Raw genomic sequence first — 23,886 nt, 5'->3', positions numbered from 1 at the left:
GAAAGAACAGCTGATGCGATATTTATTTTAGGGGGAAACAATGAACAAGGGGCCTATGATTTATCATTCATTAAAAGATCATGTATATAACTACATAGCAAGTCAAATTCAAGAAGGTACACTGCTGCCTAACGACAAAATAAATGAAGCCAGTATTTGTTCTCAGCTGAATGTCAGCCGAACGCCTGTAAGAGAAGCGCTTATTAAATTAGCTTCAGACAACCTATTAGAATACAGACCGCGCAGAGGGTTTACTGTAAAGGAAATTGATACACACAAAAAACTAGAAGTGTTTGAAATCGTCGGTGCTTTAGATGGTCTGGCAGCTGCCTTGTCGATTGATCACTTAACTGAAGAAGATTTTACGAAGATGGATGAGCTTATTAAAAAAATCGATGTTTCGATTGAATCAGAAAATTATCAGGATTATCAAAAATATCAAACGTATTTTCATCGAGTATATTTGAACCGATGCGATAATGTGACCTTAAAAGAACAGCTTATGTCTTTACAAGACGGATTCATCAGACAAACGTACTTTAGCGATGACAAAAAAGAGCTATACGCCATTTTACGCGTAATGAATGAACATCACCGCCATATTCTAAAACTTCTGCAGCAGAAAAAAAAGGCGGATGTTCAGCTTTACCTTCAAAATGTTCACTGGAAAATCGAATACCCAGAAATGATTTGATCAAAAAGAACTCGAGACATAACTAAATCAATTCGATCAACAGCTAGAAGAAACGAAATACATGAAACCTACGTTTATCATACCAATGAAAAAATCCGAACGAAGTTGATTCTTCATTAAGAATCTCAATTCATCGTTCGGATTTTTCTTCAACTAAAACTCTTTTGTCCCAGCCTCTTTTATTTTGCTATGGCAGAACGCTGTTTTTCTTCTTTTACGTACCAAATGAATTTCCCTGTATATCCGTAAACAATCGCCAAAATAATAGAGACAAAACTGAGCCACATAAACGGCAGATAAGCGAATGTAGAAATCCCAAGCGTTGTAGCTAGAAATACACCGTTATCCGTCCACGGAACCATTCCAGAAGTTAAGGTTCCCCCTACTTCTGAGTTACGGGCAAGCACTAGACGCTGTATTCTTAACTTATCGTAACTTTTCTCCATAATTTTCGGTGTTAAAATTAATGAAACATACATCGCACAACCAAATATATTTCCTAATAATCCAACGAAAATAGTAGAAGCCGTAACGTTTCCTGAATTGACAAGAATTTTTTCAAATTTAGATAGCAGGACTTCTAAGACGCCGAGCTCATCTAATAACCCGCCAAATCCTAGGCCAAAAATAATGACAATAATAGAACCGACCATGCTTAAAATTCCGCCACGATTTAATAGCTCACTTAAAAATGTGTTGTCGGTATTAATTTTAAATCCTTCATAAGCCGTATTAAATGCGCTCGCCACATCCATATGTTGAAAGACAACTGCCCATATAATTCCTAATAATGAACCAACCGCAATTGCTGGAAGAGAAGGTTTCTTTAATGCTAAAAGGACAATGACAGCCAAAGCCGGAATCAGCATCCACCCGCTGATGTGAAATGTATCCAACAGCGAAGATTTTAATTCTTCTACCCGTCCAGCATCAAAATCTTTTCCCCCATACATAAACCCTGTTACCGTAAATAATACTGCCGTAATGAGATAAGCAGGAATATCCAATACTAACATTGCTTTTACGTGATCGATAACGTTCACTCGGGCCATTGACGCAGATAAAATGGTACTATCAGAAAGAGGAGAAAGCTTGTCTCCAAAATAAGCTCCTGAAATCACGGCTCCAGCTACTAAAGGAAGCGGCATACCTAAGCCTTGTCCGATTCCCATCATCGCGATTCCGGCTGTACCAACCGTTCCCCAAGATGTTCCTGTTGAAATCGAGGTAATAGAGCAAATGATCAGTGTAGCAAGTAAAAAGAATGTTGGATTAATAAACTCTAATCCAAAATAAATAAGAGAAGGAACAACTCCTCCGGCAATCCATGTTCCAATTAACGTACCGACGGCTAATAAAATTAAAATAGCTTCTAAGCCGTTTGATATTCCTCTTGTAATGGCCCCTTGCAGCTGATTATACGTATACCCAAGTCGTACTCCTAGCGCCATAACAATAAACCATGAAATAAATAAAGCGAGCTGAATAGGTAAATCAAAAACAGTTGCAAACGAAATAACAACAGCTAAAAATAAAGCAAGCACAATCATTATTTCCCACATAGATGGTAAACGGGTTGTGTTCAAACTAGCTCCTCCTAAACTGGTATGTAGATTCTGGAATGTGGTATCGTTTAAGAGCAAAACGTCCTTATTTTTTAATTGTTCCTCTTACTGCTCCAACGTATGTATTTCTATGAGTACTTAAACAATAAACTGCATCTTTTTAAGAACATAAAATAAGGATACTCGCGTAAACAATAAGCCATCTTTCTTTTATCCAGTGGTCATAATACCATAAGAGTGTGCTTTCTTACAAGGCTCGTTATAAAGCGCTTTCTGTTTGTTTATACATTTTAATATATAAATATATTTTCATTTATTTTATTCAACGAAAAGAGGAAAGTAACATGAAAGAATATGCAACGTTTGCAGGAGGATGCTTTTGGTGCATGGTCGCTCCTTTTGATCAGCTTACAGGAATCATTAGTATCCGCTCGGGCTACGCTAGAGATGAACAAATCGCTTCTGAAGCTAAACAGGAAAGCGAGTACGTAGAGGCCGTGCAAATTGTATGGGATCCTTCTCAAATTACGTTTGAAGAGCTGCTTAACCTGTATTGGCAGCAAATTGACCCTACGGATTCCGCCGGACAGTTTTCAGACCGCGGACCATCGTATCGAGCCATTATTTTTTATCATAACGAAAAGCAAAAAGAAGTGGCTCTCGATTCTAAAAGAAAGCTCGCCCAAAGCGGACGTTTTAAGAACCCTATCGTCACACCTATTTTACCTTTTTCTTCTTTTTACGAAGCAGAAGAACAGCAGCAGGATTATTATCGAAAAAATGCATTTCACTATAAATTATACAAAGAAGGCTCGGGGCGAACTGATTTTCTGACGCAGCATTGGCCCAAGGACCGCTCTTACCTTAAAAAGTTCCTAACGCCTATGCAATATTTTGTTACGCAGGAAAACGGAACCGAACCCCCTTTTACAAATTTATATTGGAATAACAAAAAAAAAGGAATTTACGTTGACCTTCTAACTGGAGAAGCACTGTTCAAAACGTCAGATCAGCTTCCTTCTCATACAGGCTGGCCCATTTTTAAGCGTCCTATCTTATACGGAAACATAAAAAAAGTGCCGGCTCAGCATTCAACAGCGCTAAAAAGCAAAGAAGGAGATAACTATCTTGGTTTACTTTTAACAGAAGAAAACAGCGAATACTATCAAGTAAATTCTGCGGCTCTTCGCTTTATTCCAAAAGAGAAGCTTAAAGAAGAAGGCTATGAAGATTTTTTAATTTTGTTTTGATGCCTATACTTTCTTAAACGGGTAAAAATAAGCAGTTACTTTCTTTGCGTAGTGTACAGTTAAATTATGATAGTCCGCCGGACGCAAAAAAGGCTGAGTGATAGAATCATCTCTTATTTCACACTCTCCTTTTTGCAGCTCCCAAGGATCATGATAAAGGTCTCCTCTGTAGACATTTCCTTGATGAGTGGTAAATAAGCAATAGCGCTCTGTAAGCCAATGAGCTAATTCTCCTTTTCTACTGCGATAGGACGGAGAAGTACCTCTATATGTAAGCTTTACTCGCTCTTTTTTTGAGTCTCTGTGCGTTCGAACTGACTGAAAAGAAATATAGTTCTGAGTTTTGTTGAATGTCATAGCAGCGTGGTAATAAGGCAAGTGAAAAAACTGACGAGCAATCCATACTCCTAGTGGATTGCTTGCGTCTAAACTAAAAAAATAAACGCCTTTTTCCCCTTTATATGTAACATAGGTACGCACATTTAGCTCATATAGCCGTGAAAAGATGGGCACGGCGGGCGTTCCTTTGAATCGAATGTCTGTCATCGTAAAAGGCACAAGCGCAATCCACGCTTGACCATTATAGGTGTCAGGCTCTAACTGACTCGGCAATAAAGAAGCCAAAAATGCCGGATCTACAGGCCAATGAATAAACAGTAAATCTTTCCACGTTTGTTTCATTATCCAATTATTTTTCACTTCTTGGTCCCTCCTTTTTCTAGATGTTCTTTTCCATTAATTCAGCGGCTGCCGATTTGCCTGACAAATATGCGCTCTCTAACCGTGAGTGATTCGTCTCGTCTTCCCTTCTTAAAAAAGCATCTCCTGCCACCAGTAGCGACGGCATAATTTTAGCAAAGGGCTGATGAAGAACTTGTTCAACCTCTGCATAGCGCCATTTCTTTATCTGGATGCTTTTAATATGATTTGCACCTATCCATTCTTTTATTTCATTTTTTATCATCGGCAGCAACTCACGTTCATGTTCATCAAAATGTTTTTCTGACCAGTCTTTATTCATATATATGCTAAGAACGGGCGTCTTTGATATTCCTTTTTGCTCATGATTAATGATTCTTTGGATTGTGCCAGATGGATTCGTGAGTTGACCATGATCACCAAACAGCGTCTCTGTGTAAAGCTCCACGATAGCAACCAAGCAAGGACTGAATTTCAGTGTTTTAAGAATAGATTGGTCCACCTGTAACCTGCTGTTATTAAGCATCTCAATAACCTGAGGAGACGGAGGTGTAAGAATGATATCAGTAGCTTCAAAAATCTCATTTTCTTCTGTATATAACTGATACCTTCCGTTTTGAAAATCAATGGCTTGAACTTTTCGATTTACATATACGCGTAGATCTTCAGCTAAATATTTAGCTAGCGCATTCATGCCATTCGGACTTTGATACCGAGGGTGATGGTCACCAAACCACTTCTTAACCTTTCTATCACCTATCCATTTATTTACGTCTTGTTGAAATTCATCGGATCTCACTGTAAAAAATTGAGCTCCGTGATCTGCTTTTCCATCCCCTACTCGTCGGGTAGCCATTCGTCCCCCTACACTTTTGCCCTTATCAAGAAGAAAGACCTCTATTCCCTCTTTTTGCAATTCAGCCGCTGCTGTAAGGCCCGTCATTCCAGCACCTACTATGCCTACTCGTCTCATTTTTTCCTCCTTATTTAACGCATTTATTTACAGTATAAAAAAAGCGGAATGATTGAGCTAATTTAAACTGTCTTTTTCATTTACCTTTGCTCCTGCTTGTCTCAAAAAAATAGTCTACGATTCCTTTCATCTGAGTATACTTGTCGTATACAAATATATCTTTACCTGCTAGCACGTCTATAAATAGGAGGACTGTCACATGATGCTCTATGATATTAAGCATAAAGTATATTACGAAGTATTTAATACAGCTCGCCCTAAAATGAAGGACGCTCACCAAGGACGAAGCTGGGGATATGTTTATAAAAATCTCAATGGACAACCTACCAAGTTTTGGATTGACTTTACGCACGGACGTTTTATGTACTTTCAAGTTGAAGGCAAGTGGTATCGCGTGCAATATTTGCAGTCCAATGATAAGAAAAAAACAGCAGATGTCTTTAAAGGCGCTCTCATTGATTTGATTTTAGATGGAATGGACCTCAAGTTAGTACGAGGAAACTTTGAAAAGAGAAGACTCTTAGCTTTATAACACATAGAAAAACAGCCGTAAAAGCAGGACTGCTTTTACGGCTGTTTAATTGTACGAGGAGTAATCAATATTTCAACCCTTCTATTTTTCGCTTGCCCCTCTGCTGTATTGTTAGATGTCACCGGTTTGAACTCTCCAAATCCTTTTGCACTGAACATGCTTGGATTAAGCTTATCGTTTTTTAAGATAACTTTCATAAAGTTAACTGCTCTCATCACGCTTAACTCCCAGTTGGATTCAAAACCAGCGTTGCGAATAGGTACGTTATCGGTGTGGCCGCTAATAATAATATTACGAGGAGGATCAATCACCAAAAGCTCTGAAATATCATTTGCGATTTTTGTATCTTCACTCCGCACTTGTGCTCTTCCCGAATCAAACAATACATTGTCTCGAATGGAAATTAAGAGACCTTCCTCGGTTAGCGAAGTCTGTAATTGATTTGTTAAGTTTTTCTTTTGAATATACGCATTAATTTTAGATTGAATTTGCTGAAGCTCTTCTTGATCAGCTTCTCGAATGGTTTGCTCCTTTTGTTCGCTCGTTAACGATTGTGAAGAAGCAGGAGACTGATTGGGAGCTGTCTCTACTTCATTTGTTTTTTCCGTACTTTTAGCTGCAGGAGTATTTGAAGGCTGAACCGCTTCTTCAGATTCCTGCAGAGATTGAAATTCCATCACGCCCGTTCCTCCAACGAACGCTTCATTAAATGCGCGGGAAAGGTTCTTAAATTTTTGCGCATCCACTGAGCTCATTGCAAACAATACAATGAATAAAGCAAGTAAAAGTGTAAGCAAATCTGAGTAAGGAAGCAGCCAGCTTTCGTCAACATGGTCCTCTTCATGCTTTCGTTTTCTGCGTCTACTCATTTGTGCCCACTTCGCTTTCTTGAAGAAGCTTTTTACGTTCCGCTGTTGGCAAATAGGAAGCCAGCTTTTGCTCAATTACTTTCGGTGTTTCTCCTTCTAGAAGTGAAAGCACTCCTTCGATCATCATATACTTTACCTTTACTTCATGTTTCGATTTACGCTTCAGTTTATTTGCAAACGGATGCCATAGTACATACCCAGTAAAAATACCAAGAAGCGTAGCAACAAACGCCGCGCTGATCGCATGTCCTAGCGTATCCGTATCTTCCATGTTCCCAAGCGCAGCAATTAACCCTATAACAGCTCCAAGTACACCCAGAGTTGGAGCATATGTACCTGCTAAAGCGAAAATACTTGCACCCGTTTGATGTCTCTCTTCCATAGCATCAATTTCTTCAGACAACACGTCTCGTATATAATCCGCACTTTGACCATCAATAGCTAAATTCAAACCATTTTTTAAGAAAGGGTCATCTACATCAATAATTTGGGCTTCAAGTGATAGTAACCCTTCTTTTCGAACAACTTGTCCCCATTCTGAAAACATGGATACTAAATCAACGGGCTGCAGCATTTTTTGTTCTTTAAACAGGACACCAAACAGTTTTGGGACTCTTTTGATTTCATTTGAAGGAAATGCAATCACTACTGCTCCGACGGTTCCGACAATAATAATTAAAATAGCAGCCGGATTTCCTAACACAGATGGATTAACCCCTTTGAAAAACATGCCTACAATAAGAGAGGCTATTCCTAAAATCAGTCCAATAAAAGATGTTTTATCCATATGTAATTCTCCTATCCTTAACTTCCTGTTCTTTCTTTTTGTGTATTTTATCCTCATCTTTTATTTCGACTATTTCATAGAATTTTTAAGCTTTTTATGAATCATATTTACAATTACATCTTTTCTCTATTATAAAAACACTTTTTTCAACTTTTCATACAGAATATCTGAAGGTCCAGCTATAATCGCTACAATTTGATTTTCCACATAAATAGCAGCCGTCATCTTATTATCAATATCAGCTAAAATTGCAAACCCGACGTTAATATTCAACTTTACTCACCTCTGTAACGTTGTTGTTTATTCAACATATAAAAAGAGCAGTCTTACCATTTATTTTTCCGTGTTTTATTGACATTTGTAAATTTTATATTAAGATTATGTAAATGAGTTGACAAAATGGAGGTGATATTATGCTACTAGAAAAATACTGTAAAGACACTGATTTAATGATTATCCAGTTTACAATCGAACTAACAAAAGATATTCACGCTAAAATCTCCGCACGTACTTTATTTTATGAAGAACAGGTGATACGTTATGCTGAAAAAAGAATACGTTCTTTCTTACATCCTCTTTCCCTTAAACATACGCTAAAATTTGTCTATCAATCTGAAATACTACAAACCATTCTATTCAAATTAAAACCAACTTTTGAACAGCAGCACGTACTGCGCTGTATTTCATCTTAAAAAGGAGTTCCCTTTAGCGGAAACTCCTTTTTGATTTGATTCTACGATATAGACGATATGCTTTTCTGATAACGTTTAAAAGCGGATACGGCAAGCGGATATGGTATTTATCAATAAACGGATAAAAGGTGTAATAAGCTTTTACAAGGTCTGTCCATTTTTTATCAATACCCTCCTTATAAAAGTCAGAAATATCCACCACATATCCTCTTCCATCTTTCATCATGACATTTTTGCCATGCACATCATACGGGTTTAACCCCTGGCTTCTTGCATAGTCCAAAGCTTTGTTCACATCTTTTATGACTTGTTCTGGAATCTTTATTCCCCGCTGTACAGCATCATACAAAGTAACACCTGTAAGTCTTTTTAAAATCAAGTACGTCTTTCCCTCATGAAAAAGTTGAGAATAAGCTGGGTGAACGCCCAGCTTTCTATACACTTGCGCTTCTTTTTTTACACCATAAACGTCTCTTCCGTATACTTTTACGACAAATTCAGGATAATTCTCGTGCGTAAACACACCGGCATAGTTTCCTTTACCAATAAGTACCCACTCTTTTGTTTTGTTCGTAACTTCAACTGGATCATAGTCACTTTCACTTTGAATCTTAACTTGCGTTAGTAATGATGTTTCAACTAGCGACACTAACTGTTTAATTGTTTTATCCATAGTCCCCTCTAAAAATCCTTCAGTAATCTCTATCAAATATTATCCTATGATAAATCTCAATGCAGGATGTGTCAATAAATTGACAGCCTGATATAAAGAGGGAAAGGATTCCCGTTCATTCAAGACTGCGTGTGAACTTTGTGAACATTCACATCCAGTTCTTCTTTCATATTCAGCATAACGCCCGCCATCGGAGCAATAGGCTCGGGCTTAGTCAGTTGAAATAAAAAGCGCTTTGTCATTTCTGACAGAAAAATAGTTACTATTTCAGTGATATAGTCCATGCCTCTTTCCGCTTGATGCTCAATCCCAAGCGGCATATACATATAGCTTGGGACATCAATGGACCCTCCTTTTTCAAAACGGTCAGGTAAAAATTCACTGGGCTCTAAAAAGTAATCTTCATGGCGATGCATCATATAAGGGCTAATTAACATAATCTCCCCTTTTTTAATGCTGTAACCATCTATTTGTATATCTTCACGTGCTTGACGCCCAAATAGCCAAAGAGGCGGATACAGCCTCATGCTTTCAGCAATTATTTTGCGCATATAGGTCAAATTTTTGGTTGAAAGTGATTCACCGCTAGCATAGGCTTGAATTTCTTTATGCAGCTGAAGGTGCTCCCTAATATTTTGAGACAGTAAATGAATAGACCAGCTGCATACGTGCGTAATCATTTCATACATCGAAAGGAATATAGAATTTAGCTGTTCGTATATTTCTCTTTCATCGATGTCTTCCCCGTGAGAATTTAATACACACTGCAGTAAGTCATTTCCTTCGGTTTTGTTTTGAACACGCATTTGAACGCGTTCAAAAAGGAGTTGTTCTAGCTGCTCATCTGAGTCAGGCTGGTGCAAGGGTAGACGAATATAAATTTTGCCTAACTTTTCTTTTTTTCTCATAAGTGCTTGAACATAGTGAATTTTGTCTTTATCCTCAATCGAAATGCCAAATACAAGTTGAAGGAGTACAGCTACGACTATCTGTCTTATGTCTTTTACTATCGTTCGAAGCTGCCCTTCTTCCCACGTTTCCGTATGCTTTTCAATTATTTTTGCGATTGCTTCCTTATTATAAGTTAGATGTTGTTTAAGTTGTGAGGGTTGAATGGGGCTCATGTATAATGCTTCATCTGTCCATAACATTTCTTCACCCAGCAGCGTTTTAAACATATGCGTTAGTTTAATTTTTTGAAACGCCTTGCTGTTTGTAATGACTACATCTTTAATAAGTTGAGGGTCTCTCGTTACATAAAAGCGTTTGTGCGCAACTCTAAATGTTGCAATTTCTCCATACTGAGTCAAGTTTTCCAAAAAACCCAATGGGTTCTCTCTAAACTTTTGCAGGTGACCGGTAAGCTTATACGACGAGGGGCCCTGTATAACCGGCAATGTTATCACTCCTTTTCTAAAAATGCGGGACTTAAACAAATAAAAGAGTAGTCCACTAAAGACTACTCTTTTTCACACAAAGATATGCTATTGATTTTCACAAAAAATCTTACTTATTATTCCATATTGATCCATACGCTTTTCACTTCAGTGTAATTATCAAGCGCATAGCTTCCCATTTCACGACCAATTCCCGACTGCTTATAACCTCCAAACGGGCTTGCTGCATCAAATACGTTGTAACAGTTCACCCAAACTGTACCCGCTTTAATACCATGAGCAATATAGTGTGCTTTCTTTAAATCCTGTGTCCAGACGCCTGCTGCTAGACCATATGCTGTATCATTTGCTTTGGCAATCAAATCATCAAGATCGTCAAACGGCATAGCAGCTACAACCGGACCAAAGATTTCTTCACGAGCAATCGTCATCGAATGATCGACATCTGCAAAGATAGTCGGTTCTACGAAATAGCCTTGATCAAACGGTATGTTTCCTCCTGCGAGTACTTCCGCTCCTTCTTCAATTCCTTTATCAATATAGGTTTTCACTCGTTTTTGCTGCTGCGCAGATACAAGCGGACCCATTGTTGTCTCATCAGCTAATCCATTTCCTTGTTTAATAGATTTCGTTTGAGAAACTAAATCAGCTACGACATTATCATATAAGCTTTTTTGGACATACAGACGACTTCCAGCACAACATACTTGTCCCTGGTTAAACATAATACCTGAAAGCGCACCAGGAACAGCTTTTGTTAAGTCTGCATCTGGGAGGATAATGTTTGGTGATTTTCCTCCAAGCTCTAACGTCACACGCTTTAAAGAGTCGCTAGCTTGTTTCATAATTGCTTTTCCGACAGCAGTAGATCCTGTAAAAGCAATTTTATCGACAAGATCATGATGAACGAGCGGTTCACCTGCTGTTTTCCCGTAGCCTGGCACAATGTTTAGCACGCCTTTTGGGAATCCTGCTTCATCGGCTAGTCGAGCTAAGTAAAGTGCAGAAAGAGGCGTTTGCTCGGCTGGCTTGAGCACAATTGTACATCCAGTTGCCAAAGCGGCTCCGAGCTTCCAAGCGGCCATTAAAAGCGGGAAGTTCCACGGAATAATTTGGCCAACAACTCCTACTGGTTCACATCTCGTATAGTTAAAATACGCTCCTTGCACAGGAATAGTTTGTCCAACCATTTTAGTTGACCACCCTGCAAAGTAGCGGAAATGTTCGATGGCTAATGGAATGTCTGCATTTGATGTTTCACGAATTGGTTTTCCGTTATCAAGCGTTTCAAGCTGCGCAAGTTCCAATTGATGTGTTTCCATTAAATCAGCTAATTTATAAATAAGTCGACTTCTTTCAGCTGCTGACATCTTTGTCCAAGGTCCATGATCAAAGGCTTCTCTAGCCGCTCTGACGGCGCGATCAATATCCTCTGGATTTGCTTCAGCTACATCTGCCAACTTTTCACCCGTTGCTGGATTTACTGTTTCAAACGTTTTTCCTGAAACAGAGTCTACCCATTCGCCATTAATGTATAGCTGTTTAACTCCTTTTAAAAACTCCACTACTTTCGGACTCATTTCAACTTTTTTCGCTCCAAGATTTTGCATCAAATACATACCTCCCCACGAATTTTGAAAACGCTAACAATGAATATTTTACCATGTTATCTAGTAAAATCAACAATTTTGCATACAATATTCTGAATTTTTCTACATGCATTCTAGCTATCTAAAACTTATCTTACTAGTACAAATGTCGAAAGAGGCGAAACGTTTATTGTATTTCCTTTCACCGTACGGAGCGTTTTTGTTCCGGCCCGCTCGCCGTCAACAAGTAATCTCCACGTTCTGTTAGAAGGCAAATGAACCGTTTGAGCTTGTTTATTTGCATTATGAATCACCATTATTTCGTTTGTTTTATCTTTATTAGCTTTAGCATTTAACGTATAACCTACTACGTTTGCTGGTGCATCAACAAAGCGTAAATTTTGATGAATAGCCTGTGCACTCGTCATTCTAAATGACGAATATTGCTTTCGAAGCGCAATAAGTCCCTTCATGTAATTTACTTCTTGGCTGAAAGCTGCTCGGCGCTTCCAATCTAGCTGATTGACAGAATCGGGTGACTGATAGCTGTTATGGTCTCCGCCTTTTGTTCTCATAAACTCTTGACCTGCATGTATAAAGTTCATTCCTTGAGATGTTAAAATAATAGAAGAAGCAAGCTTGTGCATTTGCTTTTTCGTTTGCTCGGTGTCAGCAGGGTTCGTCAGCTGAAGCTTATCCCATAACGTATGGTTATCGTGCGCTTCTACATACGTAACAACTTGATCTGGATCTTCATACGTGGCAGTTGAACGATCATAATCAATTCCAGCTGCTATACTTTGCTGTATGAGCTTTTCTTGTCCTTGCTTTCCATTCACAAATCCGTTGTCATGATCAAAAAATACGCTGCCTTTAAGACCATCCCGCATACCGTCATTAAAGTGAGCGATGCGCTTCATATCCTGAGCGTTTTTCTGGTTAGCTTTGAGCTTAGCGTCAAGCTCGGTTCCTAGATCCCAGCCCTCTCCTAAGACGATAATGGAAGGATCAAGTTCATCTAACTTCTTTCTCACTTCATTCATTGTCTTTGTATCGTGAATCCCCATTAAATCAAACCGAAACCCGTCAATGTGGTACTCTTTTGCCCAATACGCAACAGAATCTACGATAAACTTCCGAACCATTTTCCGTTCAGACGCCGTGTCGTTTCCAACACCTGTTCCGTTGGATAGAGTTCCATCTTCTTTATAACGGAAGTAGTAGCCTGGAACTAGTTTATCAAAGCTATGCTCACTCACTGCATACACGTGATTATAAACAACGTCCATTACCATGCGAAGCTGCTTGTCATGAAGCGTTTGAATCATTTGTTTGAGCTCAATAATTCTAGTCTTAGGATTATATGGGTTTGTTGAATAGGAGCCTTCTGGGACGTTATAATTTTTCGGATCATATCCCCAGTTAAACTGCGGCTCGTTTAATTTCGTTTCATCCACCGTACGATAATCGTAAATAGGCAGGAACTGGACGTGCGTTACACCTAAATCTTTAATATGACTGAGTCCTGTTTTTACTCCATTTGGTCCTTTCGTATTCCACTCCGCTACGCCTAAATATTTTCCTTTGTTTTTGATACCGCTCTCTTTTTGAGACGATAAATCTCGTACGTGCAGTTCATAGATAATGGAATCTTCTGGATTTTTAAATTTCGGCTTATTTGTACTCCACTTTTTCGGATTTGTTTTAGCCAAATCTACGACGACTCCGCGATCTCCATTGACCGTTGTTGCTCGTACATATGGATCAACCGCTTCATTCCAGACGTTCCCAATTTTTACTTTGTACGTATAAATTAGTTCATCTTGATTTCCTTTTAACTCCGCTTTCCACGTTCCTTTTTCACTTTTAGTCATAGAAATTTCTTTTAAAGCTTTCGAGTTCCATGACGAATAAGTCACTAGCTTGGCTTCGCTTGCAGTTGGAGCCCATACGCGAAAATTTGTTTGTTTCTTAGAATATTTGTTTCCTAAATCGTTTCCGCTATATGCATACTTTTCGTCAAATTCTTTCGTACGCACGACATTTCCATTGACTACATCAGCTGATCCGTATCCTTTTTGCTTAACTCTATACGTTTGTGTAACGTCCAAAGGCCGTTTTGTTATGATTTTAATTTTAGTAGTAACAGCGTCTCCTCCCTCTTTATAAGGTGTCACTTTCTCAATTTGAGCTCCGTCAATTTCAATGTCTCCTAAACTCTTAGAAGAGTCAAACGGCACGTTTGTTTCTAAGGTGATTTGATTAAATGTATCCATCGTCGCCTTCATGATTTTCCGAGTGAGATTTACTCCAGCTATATCGTAATAAATTCGATTTTGCCCTTGAACAATCCATACTTCTACATTCCCATCTTTACCAACCTTGGTAATAAAGCGGTTTCCTCCGTCTTTATTTTCCCAATCGCTGTCACTAGTAGAATGGCGTACAATAAAACCAATTTTGTCAAATAAATTACCACTTCCACTGTTAATTGTGTAAGTTGCTTTCTTCCCAAAATTCGTGTCTTCCGTAAATTCGATTTGCTTGCCTTCTTTTTCATCACCTGGCCATGTCCAAATGTTCCACCCGCTATAATCTCCATCGTACCGATGATAGTTTAAGGTAACGTTTACTTTATCAAATTTCGGTAAATCTCGATATTCACCGTCAGGAGGAGACGTATATGTATGTTCATCTCCACTTTTTACCCATACTTCTCCTTCACCGTTCTCCACTGAAACGAAGCGGTCTCCTCCATCTTTTTCCCACGACTCTGTTCGTACAATAAAACCTACTTTGTCATAAGTACCGGGTAGTTCAACTTCCGCTACTTTTCCAAATTGATCTTCCCCTGTAAATGCGTAAGGCTTCCCTTCTCCTCCTTCAGGAAAAACCCATAATCCCCATTCTTTTGTATCGTTTGAAGCAGGCTGATAGTGAATCGTGAGTTTTGTGGTATCCGCTGCAGATGCAAACGATTGCATAAACGGGCTAAAAAAAGAGCTTACTAGTAAGAGTAAAGCCGTCAGTACCATTGCATATTTAGTCCAACTACGTTTCAATTAAAACCCTCCCGTAAAATAAAGTACGTACACATTTTTCACTATAACCTTTTTTGAAAGCGTTATCATAAGTATTTTTTCCTATTTTATGCGGATAAAGAAAAAAAATCCATAGTTAACAATGTTAACTATGGATGCCGTATCTCTTTTACACTTCTGCTGTTTCAGGTGAGATGGTTTGATCGTTGTATACGTTTGTATCTAACTCTTTTGTTAGTTTACTAGTTACGACTCCGGCTGTCATGCTTCCACTTACATTAAGTGCCGTACGTCCCATATCAATCAGTGGTTCTACTGAAATTAATAAGCCTGCTAGCGCTACGGGCAAATTCATAGAAGATAATACAAGTAAAGCCGCAAATGTCGCTCCTCCGCCAACCCCTGCTACGCCAAACGAACTAATTGCTACAATGGCAATCAACGTGAAAATAAATGAAGGCGTTAAAGGATCAATACCTACCGTTGGTGCAATCATAACGGCTAACATAGCTGGATATATTCCAGCGCATCCGTTTTGACCGATTGTAAGACCAAATGAACCTGCAAAATTCGCAATTCCTTCTGGAACCCCTAACTGTCTTGTTTGTGTGTTAACATTCAAAGGCAATGCTCCAGCACTCGTACGAGAAGTAAAGGCAAACGCCAATACAGGAAATACTTTCTTAACATATGTGATCGGATTTACACCGATGATTGTTAGAATAACTAAGTGAACGATAAACATAGCTGCCAATGCGACATATGATGCTACAACAAATTTTCCAAGTTTAACAATTGCATCAATATCACTCGTTGCTACTGTTTTGGTCATAATTGCAAGTACCCCATAAGGAGTTAAACGAAGAATTAGCGTCACTACACGCATGACAATTGCATAAAGCGTATCAATAATTTTTGAAAATAACGCCGCTTCCTCAGCTTTTTTACGCTTCACGCCTAAATACGCAATTCCAACAAATGCGGCAAAGATGACAACGCCAATCGTGGAAGTTGATCGTGCGCCTGTTAAATCAAGAAACGGGTTAGCAGGTAATAATTCTACTACTTGCTGCGGAATTGTTTTTGCTTCTAAACTAGATAAATTGTTTTCCAAGTCCTCTCCGCGCTGAAGTTCCGCTTCCCCTTTTGTGATTTGGACAGATTCTAAATTAAAGCTCGTTGTTGTAAAAATACCAATTGCAGCTGCTATCGCTGTTGTGACAAGCAAAATCCCAATAATTAAACTACTAATCTTTCCAATATTGCTCGTCAATTTCAAACGAGTGAATGCCGCTACAATCGATACAAATACAAGCGGCATGACAATCATTTGAAGAAACTTCACATATCCGCTTCCTACAATGCTAAACCAATCGGCGGTCGCTATCGTTACTTCATGAGTCGGACCATACACCCACTGAAGAGCAAAGCCAAAAATAATCCCTAGGCCAAGCGCCGTGAACACACGCTTTGAAAATGATACATGTTTTTTCTGCATCATAAACAGCCCCGCAAGCAGTGCCAGCATAATAAGGATGTTTAGAATGACTAATAAGTTATTCATAGATGTTCCCCCTGTAATTTTTCCATAATTTATGTCTCTATTACTTATAATACAACAATACCAATAAGTCAACTAGGTTTTATGTTTTTTCCTAAAGACAGTTTTTTTGAATAATTTTGACAAAACAAAAAAGCTAAGGATTTTCCTTAGCTTTCTATTTTACGCTTGTATGTACTTCAGTGGTCTTTTGCTCCGTTACCAGAGATGGCCTTTCTTTCATCAGACCGGATGTACTACAATTCATATATAGGATTACATTTCATATAATTCATTTAGCCATTTTACAAACAAATGTCTGGGTAATTCTAGTTCGTGAAGCTCGACATATTGAATATCAGATAGCGTCGTTCCTCTAGCCATATAAAAGTACCACTGCCAGCCAATATCTTTAGCAATGGCATAGGATTTAGCTAGATCTTGCCTATTATCTGTCTGCTGCATATCATTCATCCACTGCGTTTCATCCGCTTCATACTCATAATAATGGAGAGTATATTTATCACACCAATACGCAAGGTCTTGATGGGAAAACGGATTTTCTCCGTCACATACTTGAAGCAATAGCATTCTTAAATTTTCCGGTGTATACGGTAATATAATTTTTTGATCTGCACGTCTCATTTTGCTACCTTCCTGACATGTTCGTTTCTTTTATTACATCATGTACAGCTGCGTTTAGCAATAAGAAATGGATGACGTTTTCATTACTTTTCGTTTACAACATTTCATTTGCTTGCAAAAACCGCCGTATCTTCGATATACAGAGGCAGTCGGATTTTAACAACCGTCCCTTTTTTCTGTTCACTCTCAATCTGCAGGGTACCGTGATGATCATGAATAATTTTAGAGCTGATTGTTAATCCAAGCCCCATTCCTTTTTCTTTTAAAGTAAAAAACGGTTCTCCTATATGTTCTAGACGGTCTTTAGAAATTCCTACTCCTTCATCTCTAACTTCTATAAAAATATGGTCATCCTGCGCTGTTTTGATTGTGATATAAATATTTCCAGGCTTATCCATGGCTTCAATTGCGTTTTTAAAAACATTAAGTAATACTTGGATAAGGTGATTTTTATTTCCATATATACTAGCGTTATTTGTTTGTTCATCGTATAAGAAGTCAATATTTTTCAATAAAGCTTCATGGGAAGTTAGACTCATTACATACTTAACCGCTTCTGTAAGAGAAAACACGCGAAAATGTTCACTTTCAGGTTTTGACAACAGGAGCATTTCACTAACAATACCATTAATTCGTTCCAGCTCATCAAGCATGATATTAGCATACCCTACCGCGGATCGGTCTGTTTCTTTCATGAGCTGAACAAACCCTTTAATACTCGTAAGCGGATTTCTAATTTCATGGGCAATTCCAGCAGCTAATTCGCCTACTACAGAAAGCTTTTCCTTTTTTATCAGAAGCGCTTCTGCAAGCCTTTGCTGAGTGATATCTCGTCCAATCGTAATAAGAGCTTTTCTTGAGCCATCATCAAAAAACACAGGTACTTTAATGACGTCAAATGTTTTGACCTCGCCGTTTGGTATTTCAAATGCTTCTTCCATGCGTACCTTTTCCTTTTTTCTCCAAGCTTCTTCATCCGATGAAATACAGTGTAAGAAAGCCGCTTGAAAGAAAGGCACAAGCTCCCCAAGCTCTGCATCGGTTTTACCCCTATAATCAATACCCTTTAAATGATAAAGTTCTCTTCCAAAATCGTTCACCGCCACCCATTTGCCAGCTCCATCTTTAAAACAAATAAAATCTGGCATTGAGTTTATTAATGTAGCAAGCTGATACTGTTCATCAGACACCTGGGTATAAACCGAACGCTTATGAAGTAAATAAAACGTGCCAGCCGTTATGCCCACTAGTAAACTATCTTTTATCAAACTGCTAAGAGCATATGCTCCTTTAAAAAATGCCATTGTTTGAAAGACGGTGTACACCCCTAAAAGCAGAAGACCCGTTACCGCCGCTGCTTTTCGTACACCCTCCCTATTTTTTATCAATATTTCCCACCAGCCTTTGTTTTTTATGTGAATACTCTCTATGTTTCATCAATTAAGTTCTGAATATTCTTCTTACTTTTAAACTAGTTTACCTTATTTTTTTATTCTTATCTAATACCTTTTCTTATTACTTTTGACACAGTTTCTTTTATCCTCTTTATTTGTTTCCGCATTTTCATTTTATTTGAATTATTTTCTCTATTAAAATAGGAATTTAGATACGGAATACCCTGGAACATTTAGGTAATAATACTCTTTTTTGTATTTTCTTAATATTGTAAATTCGAATAGTACCAACTACATCGATAAATTTAGGGGGATTTTAATGAAAAAAACCGTGATTTCTTTGGCTGTAGCCACAAGTTTGACTTTATCTTTTACAAGTGTACAAGCTTCTACTTCTGCAAATGCTTCTCACCATCAAAGTTCTGAACAAAAAGTATTAAAAAAAATCAATGCTGAGAAAATTTATCAAGACATTGCGTATCTCTCAAAAAAACCTCGTGTGGCAGGAACTGAAGCTGAACGCGAAGCTGCTACATTTGTTCAAAAGCGTTTGTCTAAACTAGGCTATGAGAGCGAAGTGGAACCTTTTACCTTTACCGGTTACACACCAGCAGCTAGTTTTTCACTAAGCGTAAACGGTACCGGCTACTCTCCAACAACTTTTACTTATAGCACCAATGGAAATGTCACAGCTGAAATTGTCGATGGAGGGCTGGGTACAAAAGATAATTTAGCAAACAAAGATGTGACAGGTAAAATTGTATTAGTTCAGCGAGGCACTATTACTTTTGGTGAAAAAGTATTAAATGCTGCTGAAAAAGGGGCTGCAGCCGTCATTATTTTTAATAATACAGACGGTGAGCTAAACGGAACGCTTGGCGGCGCTAATGATAACTACATTCCGTCTCTTGCTGTTACCAAAGAAGAAGGTGAAAAGATTCTTACTTCTATTCAAAAAGGCGAAAAGCCTTCAGGTACAGTAAAAATTGAAGGAGCTGTCGTAAGTGAGCGAACATCTTATAATGTAACCGCTGCTAAACCTTCTACTTTTAAGAAAAAAGGAACAAATGATATTATTGTAGTAGGTGCTCATCATGATTCTGTGGCCGGAGCACCTGGGGCAAATGACGATGCTTCTGGAACAGCAATGGTGCTTGAATTAGCTCGCGTATTTAAAACTCTTCCTACCGATACAGAACTGCGATTTGTTACATTCGGAGCTGAAGAAGTAGGCTTACTAGGATCCGAGCATTATGTTAGTGAGCTATCTGAAAATGAGAAAAATCGTATTGTTGGAATGTTTAATTTAGACATGGTAGGAAGTCGAGATGCGGGAGATTTGGTGATGAATACAGCTGATGGAACACCAAATCTTGTCACAGAATTAGCTCAAGCTTCAAGTACAAGATTAAATGGATCACCTACGCCATTCCAAGCTGGCGGCCGCAGTGATCACGTTCCTTTTGCAGAGGCAGGAATACCGGCTGCTCTATTTATTCACAGTCCGTCTGAACCTTGGTATCATACGCCTGAAGATACCCTTGATAAAATAAGCAAAGAAAAACTTCAAGATGTGGCTGAGATTGTTGGAACAGCTATTTACGATCGTTCCCGTCCAGACCAACAAGGTTCTTCCGTTAAAAAGAAAGCAACATTTAAAGCTCCTCATCTTTATCACGAGCAAGATGTTAAATAAGAATCTATCCCTGTTATTCATACATGACCAAAAAAGAGATGTTTATGCATCTCTTTTTTTGATAAGCAGATTTCTCAAGGTTTTAAATCCATTATGCTACAATTATTATAGAGGAACCTCACTTATTGCTTACATAAAAATTTTGAACAAAAGAGGTGTATTTTTTGGATTTTACGGTAGACCATTCAATTCTCTTATTATCCATTCTCCTTGTCATAGGGGTACTTACTGCAAAGTTCTCTACTCGCCTTGGGGTCCCTTCGCTTGTACTCTTTATTATTGTAGGAATGGTTGTTAGCCACTACATCTACTTTGACAATGCTCTTTTAACACAAGGATTCGGAATATTAGCGCTTATCATTATTCTTTTTGATGGAGGCGTGCAGACAAAATGGAAAGATGTTAAACGCGTTGTTCGCCCTTCCGTTTCATTAGCTACTTTCGGAGTCCTCATTACGACAGTTTTAACGGGTGTACTTGCCAAATATATTTTAGGTGTTACTTGGCTTGAAGGCTTTTTATTTGGGGCAATCGTTGGCTCTACAGATGCTGCAGCCGTGTTCTCTGTACTAGGGACACAGAACATCCGCCAAAAACTAAACTCCACGCTAGAAGCAGAATCTGGTTCCAACGATCCGATGGCCATTTTCTTAACCGTTTCTATTATTGAATTAATTCAACATCCAGACTCTCCTATCCTCTCATTAATCTTTAATTTCTTTTGGCAAATGGGAATCGGGCTGGTACTTGGTTTAGTACTTGGAAAAGCATCCGTTTGGATTATTAATCGAATTAATTTGGATTCTTCTGGGCTTTACCCTGTGCTTACATTGTCATTGGCCGCCTTAACCTATGGAATTTCCACATTTGTAGAGGCAAGCGGTCTACTTGCTGTATACGTAATGGCAGTGGTAGTAGGAAATGCAGATCTAACTTATCGTCACACAATTGTCCGCTTTAACGAAGGTTTTGCATGGATGATGCAAATTTTAATGTTTATTTTACTCGGCCTTCTTGTCTTTCCTAATCAACTGCTAGATATCATTTGGCAGGGTATACTGTTATCTCTTTTACTTATGTTTGTCGCTCGTCCACTCGGCGTATTTCTTTCGATGATGTTTGCTAAATACTCATCCAAAGAAAAACTGTTTATTTCTTGGGCCGGTTTAAAAGGAGCTGTTCCAATTGTATTGGCTACTTATCCTATGATGGCAGGTTTGGAGAACAGCACGCTCATTTTTAACGTCGTTTTCTTTGTGGTCTTAACTTCCGCTCTTCTTCAAGGAGCAACAATCGCTCCTTTGGCCAAATTTCTAAACCTTTCTCAAGGTGAAAAAGAGACGGTTCCTCACAGTCTCGAGCTTGTTTCGATGGGCAAAACCAAAAATGAAATGATTGAGTTGAAGCTCGTGGAACATGCAGATATATCAGGTAAATCGCTTGAAGAACTTCACCTCCCTGAAGACATTTTAGTGACTGCTGTTATTCGAGATGATAAATTACTTACACCTAGAGGAAATACACAAATTTTTGCAGGTGATACATTATATATTCTTATTTCGAAGAAAAAACGAGATAAAGTAAAAGCATTTTTCCAAAAAAATACGTCTGATGGGGACGAAAGAGAAGGAAAAACCAGTTAAAAGATTAGCTAAAGCTTTTACTAGAAAAACAGCACCCGCTTATTGAACGGAGTGCTGTTTTTGCTGTTGCATCAAATAAAGAGATTTATAATTGGGATGATGTTTTAAAAGTTCTGAGACCGTTACAAATTTATACCCCTCTTCTTTTAACTTCGGTAAAATTTGTTTTAATGCTTCAATGGTTTGAGTTCGATCTCCTCCCGTATCATGAAACAATACAATATCTCCTGACCTGGCATGGTTAAGCACTTGACTTACAATTTTACCGACGCCTGGATTTCTCCAATCAAATGTATCTTGATGCCAAGACCAAAGAATAATCGTATACTGCTGATTTTTAGCAGCTTTTACTACCCGATCGTCATAATAACCAGTAGGTGGACGAAACAGGTAAGGTTTTATTCCTGTAATAGCTTGTATACGTTCATCGGCTTTTTCAATTTCTTGTTCAATTCTCTCTACTTCCTGGCCCCTTACTTTCAAATGGCTATATGTATGATTAGCAAGTTCATGACCTTCACGAACTTCTCTTTGAGCAAGCTTGGGAAATGACGTTATTCGATCGCCGACTACAAAAAAAGTTGCTTTGGCACCGTATTTTTGCAATAAATTTAAAATAGTCGGCGTATATTTAGGATCTGGTCCATCATCAAATGTAAGCGCAATTAACTTCTCATCTTTCATGGGAACTTCCCACACGATATCTCCTTTTCTTTCATAATAAAATCTGCTCTTCTTTGCAGCATCCACCTGAATACCGTAGAAATTAATGGAAACAATAATAATAATTGACAAGCACCATTTCACTCAATGACCTCCTTTTTTGTCTAGGTGTGATTCATGCGTATTGTCAATAAACGCTTTAATACCAACTGCAAATAATCGTTCATCACCCAAACACACGCGCTGTTGACGGCGATTAGCTGCAGAAGTTGATTTACGGTTTTTCATAGTCTTCTCTCCATTACTAATTGATTGTGTTTTTAGCTTTACCAAAAAGTCAAAAATAAACCTACGGGTTCTAACATGGCGAAAACATTTTTATATAGTAATTACACGCTGTCTAGCGTTTTGAATAGGAGATATATACATGCGAAAATTTTATTTAGCGCTTCTGTTAATGATAAGCGGAACCATGGTTATACTGCCTTCTGTTAAAGCAATCAGTGAAAGCAACGAGAAACATCAGCAGCTCACCGTAAGCGAACAAGGATATTCTCTTTCATTGCCCGGTGAATATACGCTTCAAAAAGAAGAAGATGGAAAAGATATTCTTTTTTCAACCAAGACTCCCTATACGTGGATGCGAATTGAAGTCCTTTCCGGGAAAGAAAGTACAAGCACACCATATCTAGATCGTTCAAAAGAATTGTTTGATGACCAGTTTGGAAAATCGTTAAAAATTTCTTCTACATCCCCATTTATTCAACCCGTTGTGTTTGCATCTATGTCTGGGAGTAAAAAAGAAACGGCAAAACTATATGTATTAAGAGAAACAAAGGGGCACCCTGCTTTAAAAATCACGATGGTTACGGCTAAAAATTCCGATGATGAAAAAAAGTTAATTTCAATTGTTAACTCAGTAAAAACGCATGAATGAAAATAGATAAGGAAGCCAGCTATGAAAAAAAAGATATTTCTTGTTTGTTTTATATGTTTGATGAGTGGCTGTTCAACTGCTTTTCGCGAAGAGCTTATCAACACACAAAAAGAAATTCCAAGAGAACGCTTGCCACAGCAAAACTTCACCTATCCTTACAAAGGAAGCAGCAGAACAGATGTAGGTTATCTTAAAAGAAGCAGTAATCAAAACTATACGCTTTACGTACTAGAAGGATACGAGTTTACAGAAGAAGAGCCCCGAAAAGATGTCATTTACAATAAAAAAAATGATGCTTTGTGGATGCGGATTGAAGTGTTTCCCTCAAATAAAAGTGTAGAGGAGCTGAAGAAAGAAACAAAAGAAATTTTAAGAGCTGGCTTTTCGGAAGTGGCTTCCCTTGACACGCACCTCATTCAATCTAGCTTAGAGATAGAAGCTGCGTACAAAGCGTCCGATGATAAAAGTAATGCATACGGCTTTCTTGTTCGAAAGCAAAATCAACACCCTACTTTCCGATTAACGATCTTTGCTCCTAAATCCGAAAGGGATTTAACTCCGTTTTTGGAAATGGCGAAAACACTTCAAAATGCATAAAACAGAAAAA

The 23,886-nt window shown here is 38.3% G+C and carries 23 protein-coding genes; 8 read left to right on the top strand and 15 right to left on the bottom strand.

Going from position 1 to position 23,886, the window contains the following annotated elements; all coding sequences use genetic code 11:
- The first annotated feature begins 40 nt into the window (after positions 1-40).
- The gene (locus ACMX9J_RS01060) at positions 41-694 is read left to right on the top strand and encodes a GntR family transcriptional regulator (RefSeq protein WP_034269276.1); all 654 of its coding nucleotides are present in this window, start codon (positions 41-43) and stop codon (positions 692-694) included.
- A gap of 179 nt (positions 695-873) precedes the next feature.
- Here ACMX9J_RS01060 and nhaC read toward each other — a convergent pair whose 3' ends face one another.
- Positions 874-2,280, bottom strand: coding sequence for a Na+/H+ antiporter NhaC (gene nhaC / locus ACMX9J_RS01055; protein ID WP_028413606.1), 1,407 nt, complete (start codon positions 2,278-2,280; stop codon positions 874-876).
- Between the two features lie 323 nt (positions 2,281-2,603).
- On the opposite strand from nhaC, the gene msrA reads away from it, so the two are divergent.
- Entirely contained in the window at positions 2,604-3,509 is a 906-nt protein-coding gene (msrA, locus tag ACMX9J_RS01050; RefSeq protein ID WP_033578792.1) for a peptide-methionine (S)-S-oxide reductase MsrA, read from the top strand.
- A 3-nt stretch (positions 3,510-3,512) separates the two neighbouring features.
- Here msrA and ACMX9J_RS01045 read toward each other — a convergent pair whose 3' ends face one another.
- Complete coding sequence (locus ACMX9J_RS01045) at positions 3,513-4,208, bottom strand: YqjF family protein (RefSeq protein WP_028413608.1); 696 nt, start codon at positions 4,206-4,208, stop codon at positions 3,513-3,515.
- 19 nt (positions 4,209-4,227) lie between these two features.
- Positions 4,228-5,181 (bottom strand): NAD(P)/FAD-dependent oxidoreductase, encoded by a 954-nt coding sequence (locus tag ACMX9J_RS01040; protein ID WP_033578791.1) that lies wholly within the window; start codon positions 5,179-5,181, stop codon positions 4,228-4,230.
- A 199-nt stretch (positions 5,182-5,380) separates the two neighbouring features.
- Here ACMX9J_RS01040 and ACMX9J_RS01035 point away from each other — a divergent pair, with 199 nt between their 5' ends.
- Positions 5,381-5,713: a hypothetical protein gene (locus ACMX9J_RS01035; RefSeq protein ID WP_033578790.1), complete on the top strand. Its 333-nt coding sequence runs from the start codon at positions 5,381-5,383 to the stop codon at positions 5,711-5,713.
- Positions 5,714-5,748: 35 nt separating this feature from the next.
- Here ACMX9J_RS01035 and motB read toward each other — a convergent pair whose 3' ends face one another.
- The 3 genes from motB to ACMX9J_RS01020 all read right to left on the bottom strand — a co-directional run bounded on the left by motB (position 5,749) and on the right by ACMX9J_RS01020 (position 7,642).
- Entirely contained in the window at positions 5,749-6,582 is an 834-nt protein-coding gene (motB, locus tag ACMX9J_RS01030) for a flagellar motor protein MotB (protein ID WP_025752068.1), read from the bottom strand.
- The gene (gene motA / locus ACMX9J_RS01025; protein WP_033578789.1) at positions 6,575-7,369 is read right to left on the bottom strand and encodes a flagellar motor stator protein MotA; all 795 of its coding nucleotides are present in this window, start codon (positions 7,367-7,369) and stop codon (positions 6,575-6,577) included. The genes motB and motA overlap by 8 nt, the downstream gene beginning before the upstream one ends.
- Positions 7,370-7,498: 129 nt before the next feature.
- Positions 7,499-7,642 carry a hypothetical protein gene (locus ACMX9J_RS01020; RefSeq protein ID WP_014460421.1) on the bottom strand — a complete coding sequence of 48 codons (144 nt, stop codon included), beginning with the start codon at positions 7,640-7,642 and terminating at the stop codon, positions 7,499-7,501.
- 140 nt (positions 7,643-7,782) lie between these two features.
- On the opposite strand from ACMX9J_RS01020, the gene ACMX9J_RS01015 reads away from it, so the two are divergent.
- The gene (locus ACMX9J_RS01015) at positions 7,783-8,061 is read left to right on the top strand and encodes a hypothetical protein (RefSeq protein ID WP_014460422.1); all 279 of its coding nucleotides are present in this window, start codon (positions 7,783-7,785) and stop codon (positions 8,059-8,061) included.
- A gap of 13 nt (positions 8,062-8,074) precedes the next feature.
- Here the strand turns inward: ACMX9J_RS01015 and ACMX9J_RS01010 are convergent, their stop codons facing one another.
- From ACMX9J_RS01010 to ACMX9J_RS00980, 7 genes are all read right to left on the bottom strand, one after another.
- Positions 8,075-8,734, bottom strand: a complete 660-nt coding sequence (locus ACMX9J_RS01010) for a serine/threonine protein kinase (protein WP_028413611.1) — start codon at positions 8,732-8,734, stop codon at positions 8,075-8,077.
- A 119-nt stretch (positions 8,735-8,853) separates the two neighbouring features.
- Positions 8,854-10,140, bottom strand: coding sequence for a cytochrome P450 (locus ACMX9J_RS01005; RefSeq protein ID WP_080963438.1), 1,287 nt, complete (start codon positions 10,138-10,140; stop codon positions 8,854-8,856).
- Positions 10,141-10,247: 107 nt separating this feature from the next.
- The gene (locus ACMX9J_RS01000; protein ID WP_416225680.1) at positions 10,248-11,741 is read right to left on the bottom strand and encodes an aldehyde dehydrogenase family protein; all 1,494 of its coding nucleotides are present in this window, start codon (positions 11,739-11,741) and stop codon (positions 10,248-10,250) included.
- Between the two features lie 128 nt (positions 11,742-11,869).
- On the bottom strand, positions 11,870-14,755 hold the full coding sequence (gene pulA, locus ACMX9J_RS00995) for a type I pullulanase (protein ID WP_416225679.1): 2,886 nt from the start codon (positions 14,753-14,755) through the stop codon (positions 11,870-11,872).
- A 175-nt stretch (positions 14,756-14,930) separates the two neighbouring features.
- Positions 14,931-16,325 (bottom strand): L-cystine transporter, encoded by a 1,395-nt coding sequence (locus tag ACMX9J_RS00990; protein ID WP_034269283.1) that lies wholly within the window; start codon positions 16,323-16,325, stop codon positions 14,931-14,933.
- Between the two features lie 252 nt (positions 16,326-16,577).
- Entirely contained in the window at positions 16,578-16,946 is a 369-nt protein-coding gene (locus ACMX9J_RS00985; RefSeq protein ID WP_013056739.1) for a hypothetical protein, read from the bottom strand.
- 104 nt (positions 16,947-17,050) lie between these two features.
- Complete coding sequence (locus ACMX9J_RS00980; RefSeq protein WP_416225316.1) at positions 17,051-18,334, bottom strand: ATP-binding protein; 1,284 nt, start codon at positions 18,332-18,334, stop codon at positions 17,051-17,053.
- Between the two features lie 325 nt (positions 18,335-18,659).
- Here ACMX9J_RS00980 and ACMX9J_RS00975 point away from each other — a divergent pair, with 325 nt between their 5' ends.
- The gene (locus ACMX9J_RS00975; RefSeq protein WP_034269289.1) at positions 18,660-20,036 is read left to right on the top strand and encodes a M28 family peptidase; all 1,377 of its coding nucleotides are present in this window, start codon (positions 18,660-18,662) and stop codon (positions 20,034-20,036) included.
- Positions 20,037-20,200: 164 nt separating this feature from the next.
- Positions 20,201-21,679 carry a potassium/proton antiporter gene (locus ACMX9J_RS00970; RefSeq protein ID WP_033578784.1) on the top strand — a complete coding sequence of 493 codons (1,479 nt, stop codon included), beginning with the start codon at positions 20,201-20,203 and terminating at the stop codon, positions 21,677-21,679.
- A gap of 39 nt (positions 21,680-21,718) precedes the next feature.
- On the opposite strand, the gene ACMX9J_RS00965 is transcribed toward ACMX9J_RS00970, so the two are convergent.
- Together ACMX9J_RS00965 and ACMX9J_RS00960 are read right to left on the bottom strand one after the other, a co-directional pair.
- Positions 21,719-22,486 (bottom strand): polysaccharide deacetylase family protein, encoded by a 768-nt coding sequence (locus ACMX9J_RS00965; RefSeq protein WP_033578783.1) that lies wholly within the window; start codon positions 22,484-22,486, stop codon positions 21,719-21,721.
- Positions 22,487-22,630, bottom strand: coding sequence for a hypothetical protein (locus ACMX9J_RS00960; RefSeq protein WP_013056734.1), 144 nt, complete (start codon positions 22,628-22,630; stop codon positions 22,487-22,489).
- A gap of 139 nt (positions 22,631-22,769) precedes the next feature.
- Between ACMX9J_RS00960 and ACMX9J_RS00955 the strand changes: the two genes are divergently transcribed.
- The gene (locus tag ACMX9J_RS00955; RefSeq protein ID WP_033578782.1) at positions 22,770-23,279 is read left to right on the top strand and encodes a hypothetical protein; all 510 of its coding nucleotides are present in this window, start codon (positions 22,770-22,772) and stop codon (positions 23,277-23,279) included.
- A 21-nt stretch (positions 23,280-23,300) separates the two neighbouring features.
- Positions 23,301-23,876 (top strand): hypothetical protein, encoded by a 576-nt coding sequence (locus ACMX9J_RS00950; RefSeq protein ID WP_033578781.1) that lies wholly within the window; start codon positions 23,301-23,303, stop codon positions 23,874-23,876.
- Positions 23,877-23,886 lie beyond the last annotated feature (10 nt).

The sequence above is a fragment of the Priestia sp. RMT2NF4 genome (assembly GCF_047872835.1).
GTDB classification, from domain to species: domain Bacteria; phylum Bacillota; class Bacilli; order Bacillales; family Bacillaceae_H; genus Priestia; species Priestia zanthoxyli.
This window is presented reverse-complemented; position numbering and strand designations above follow the sequence as displayed.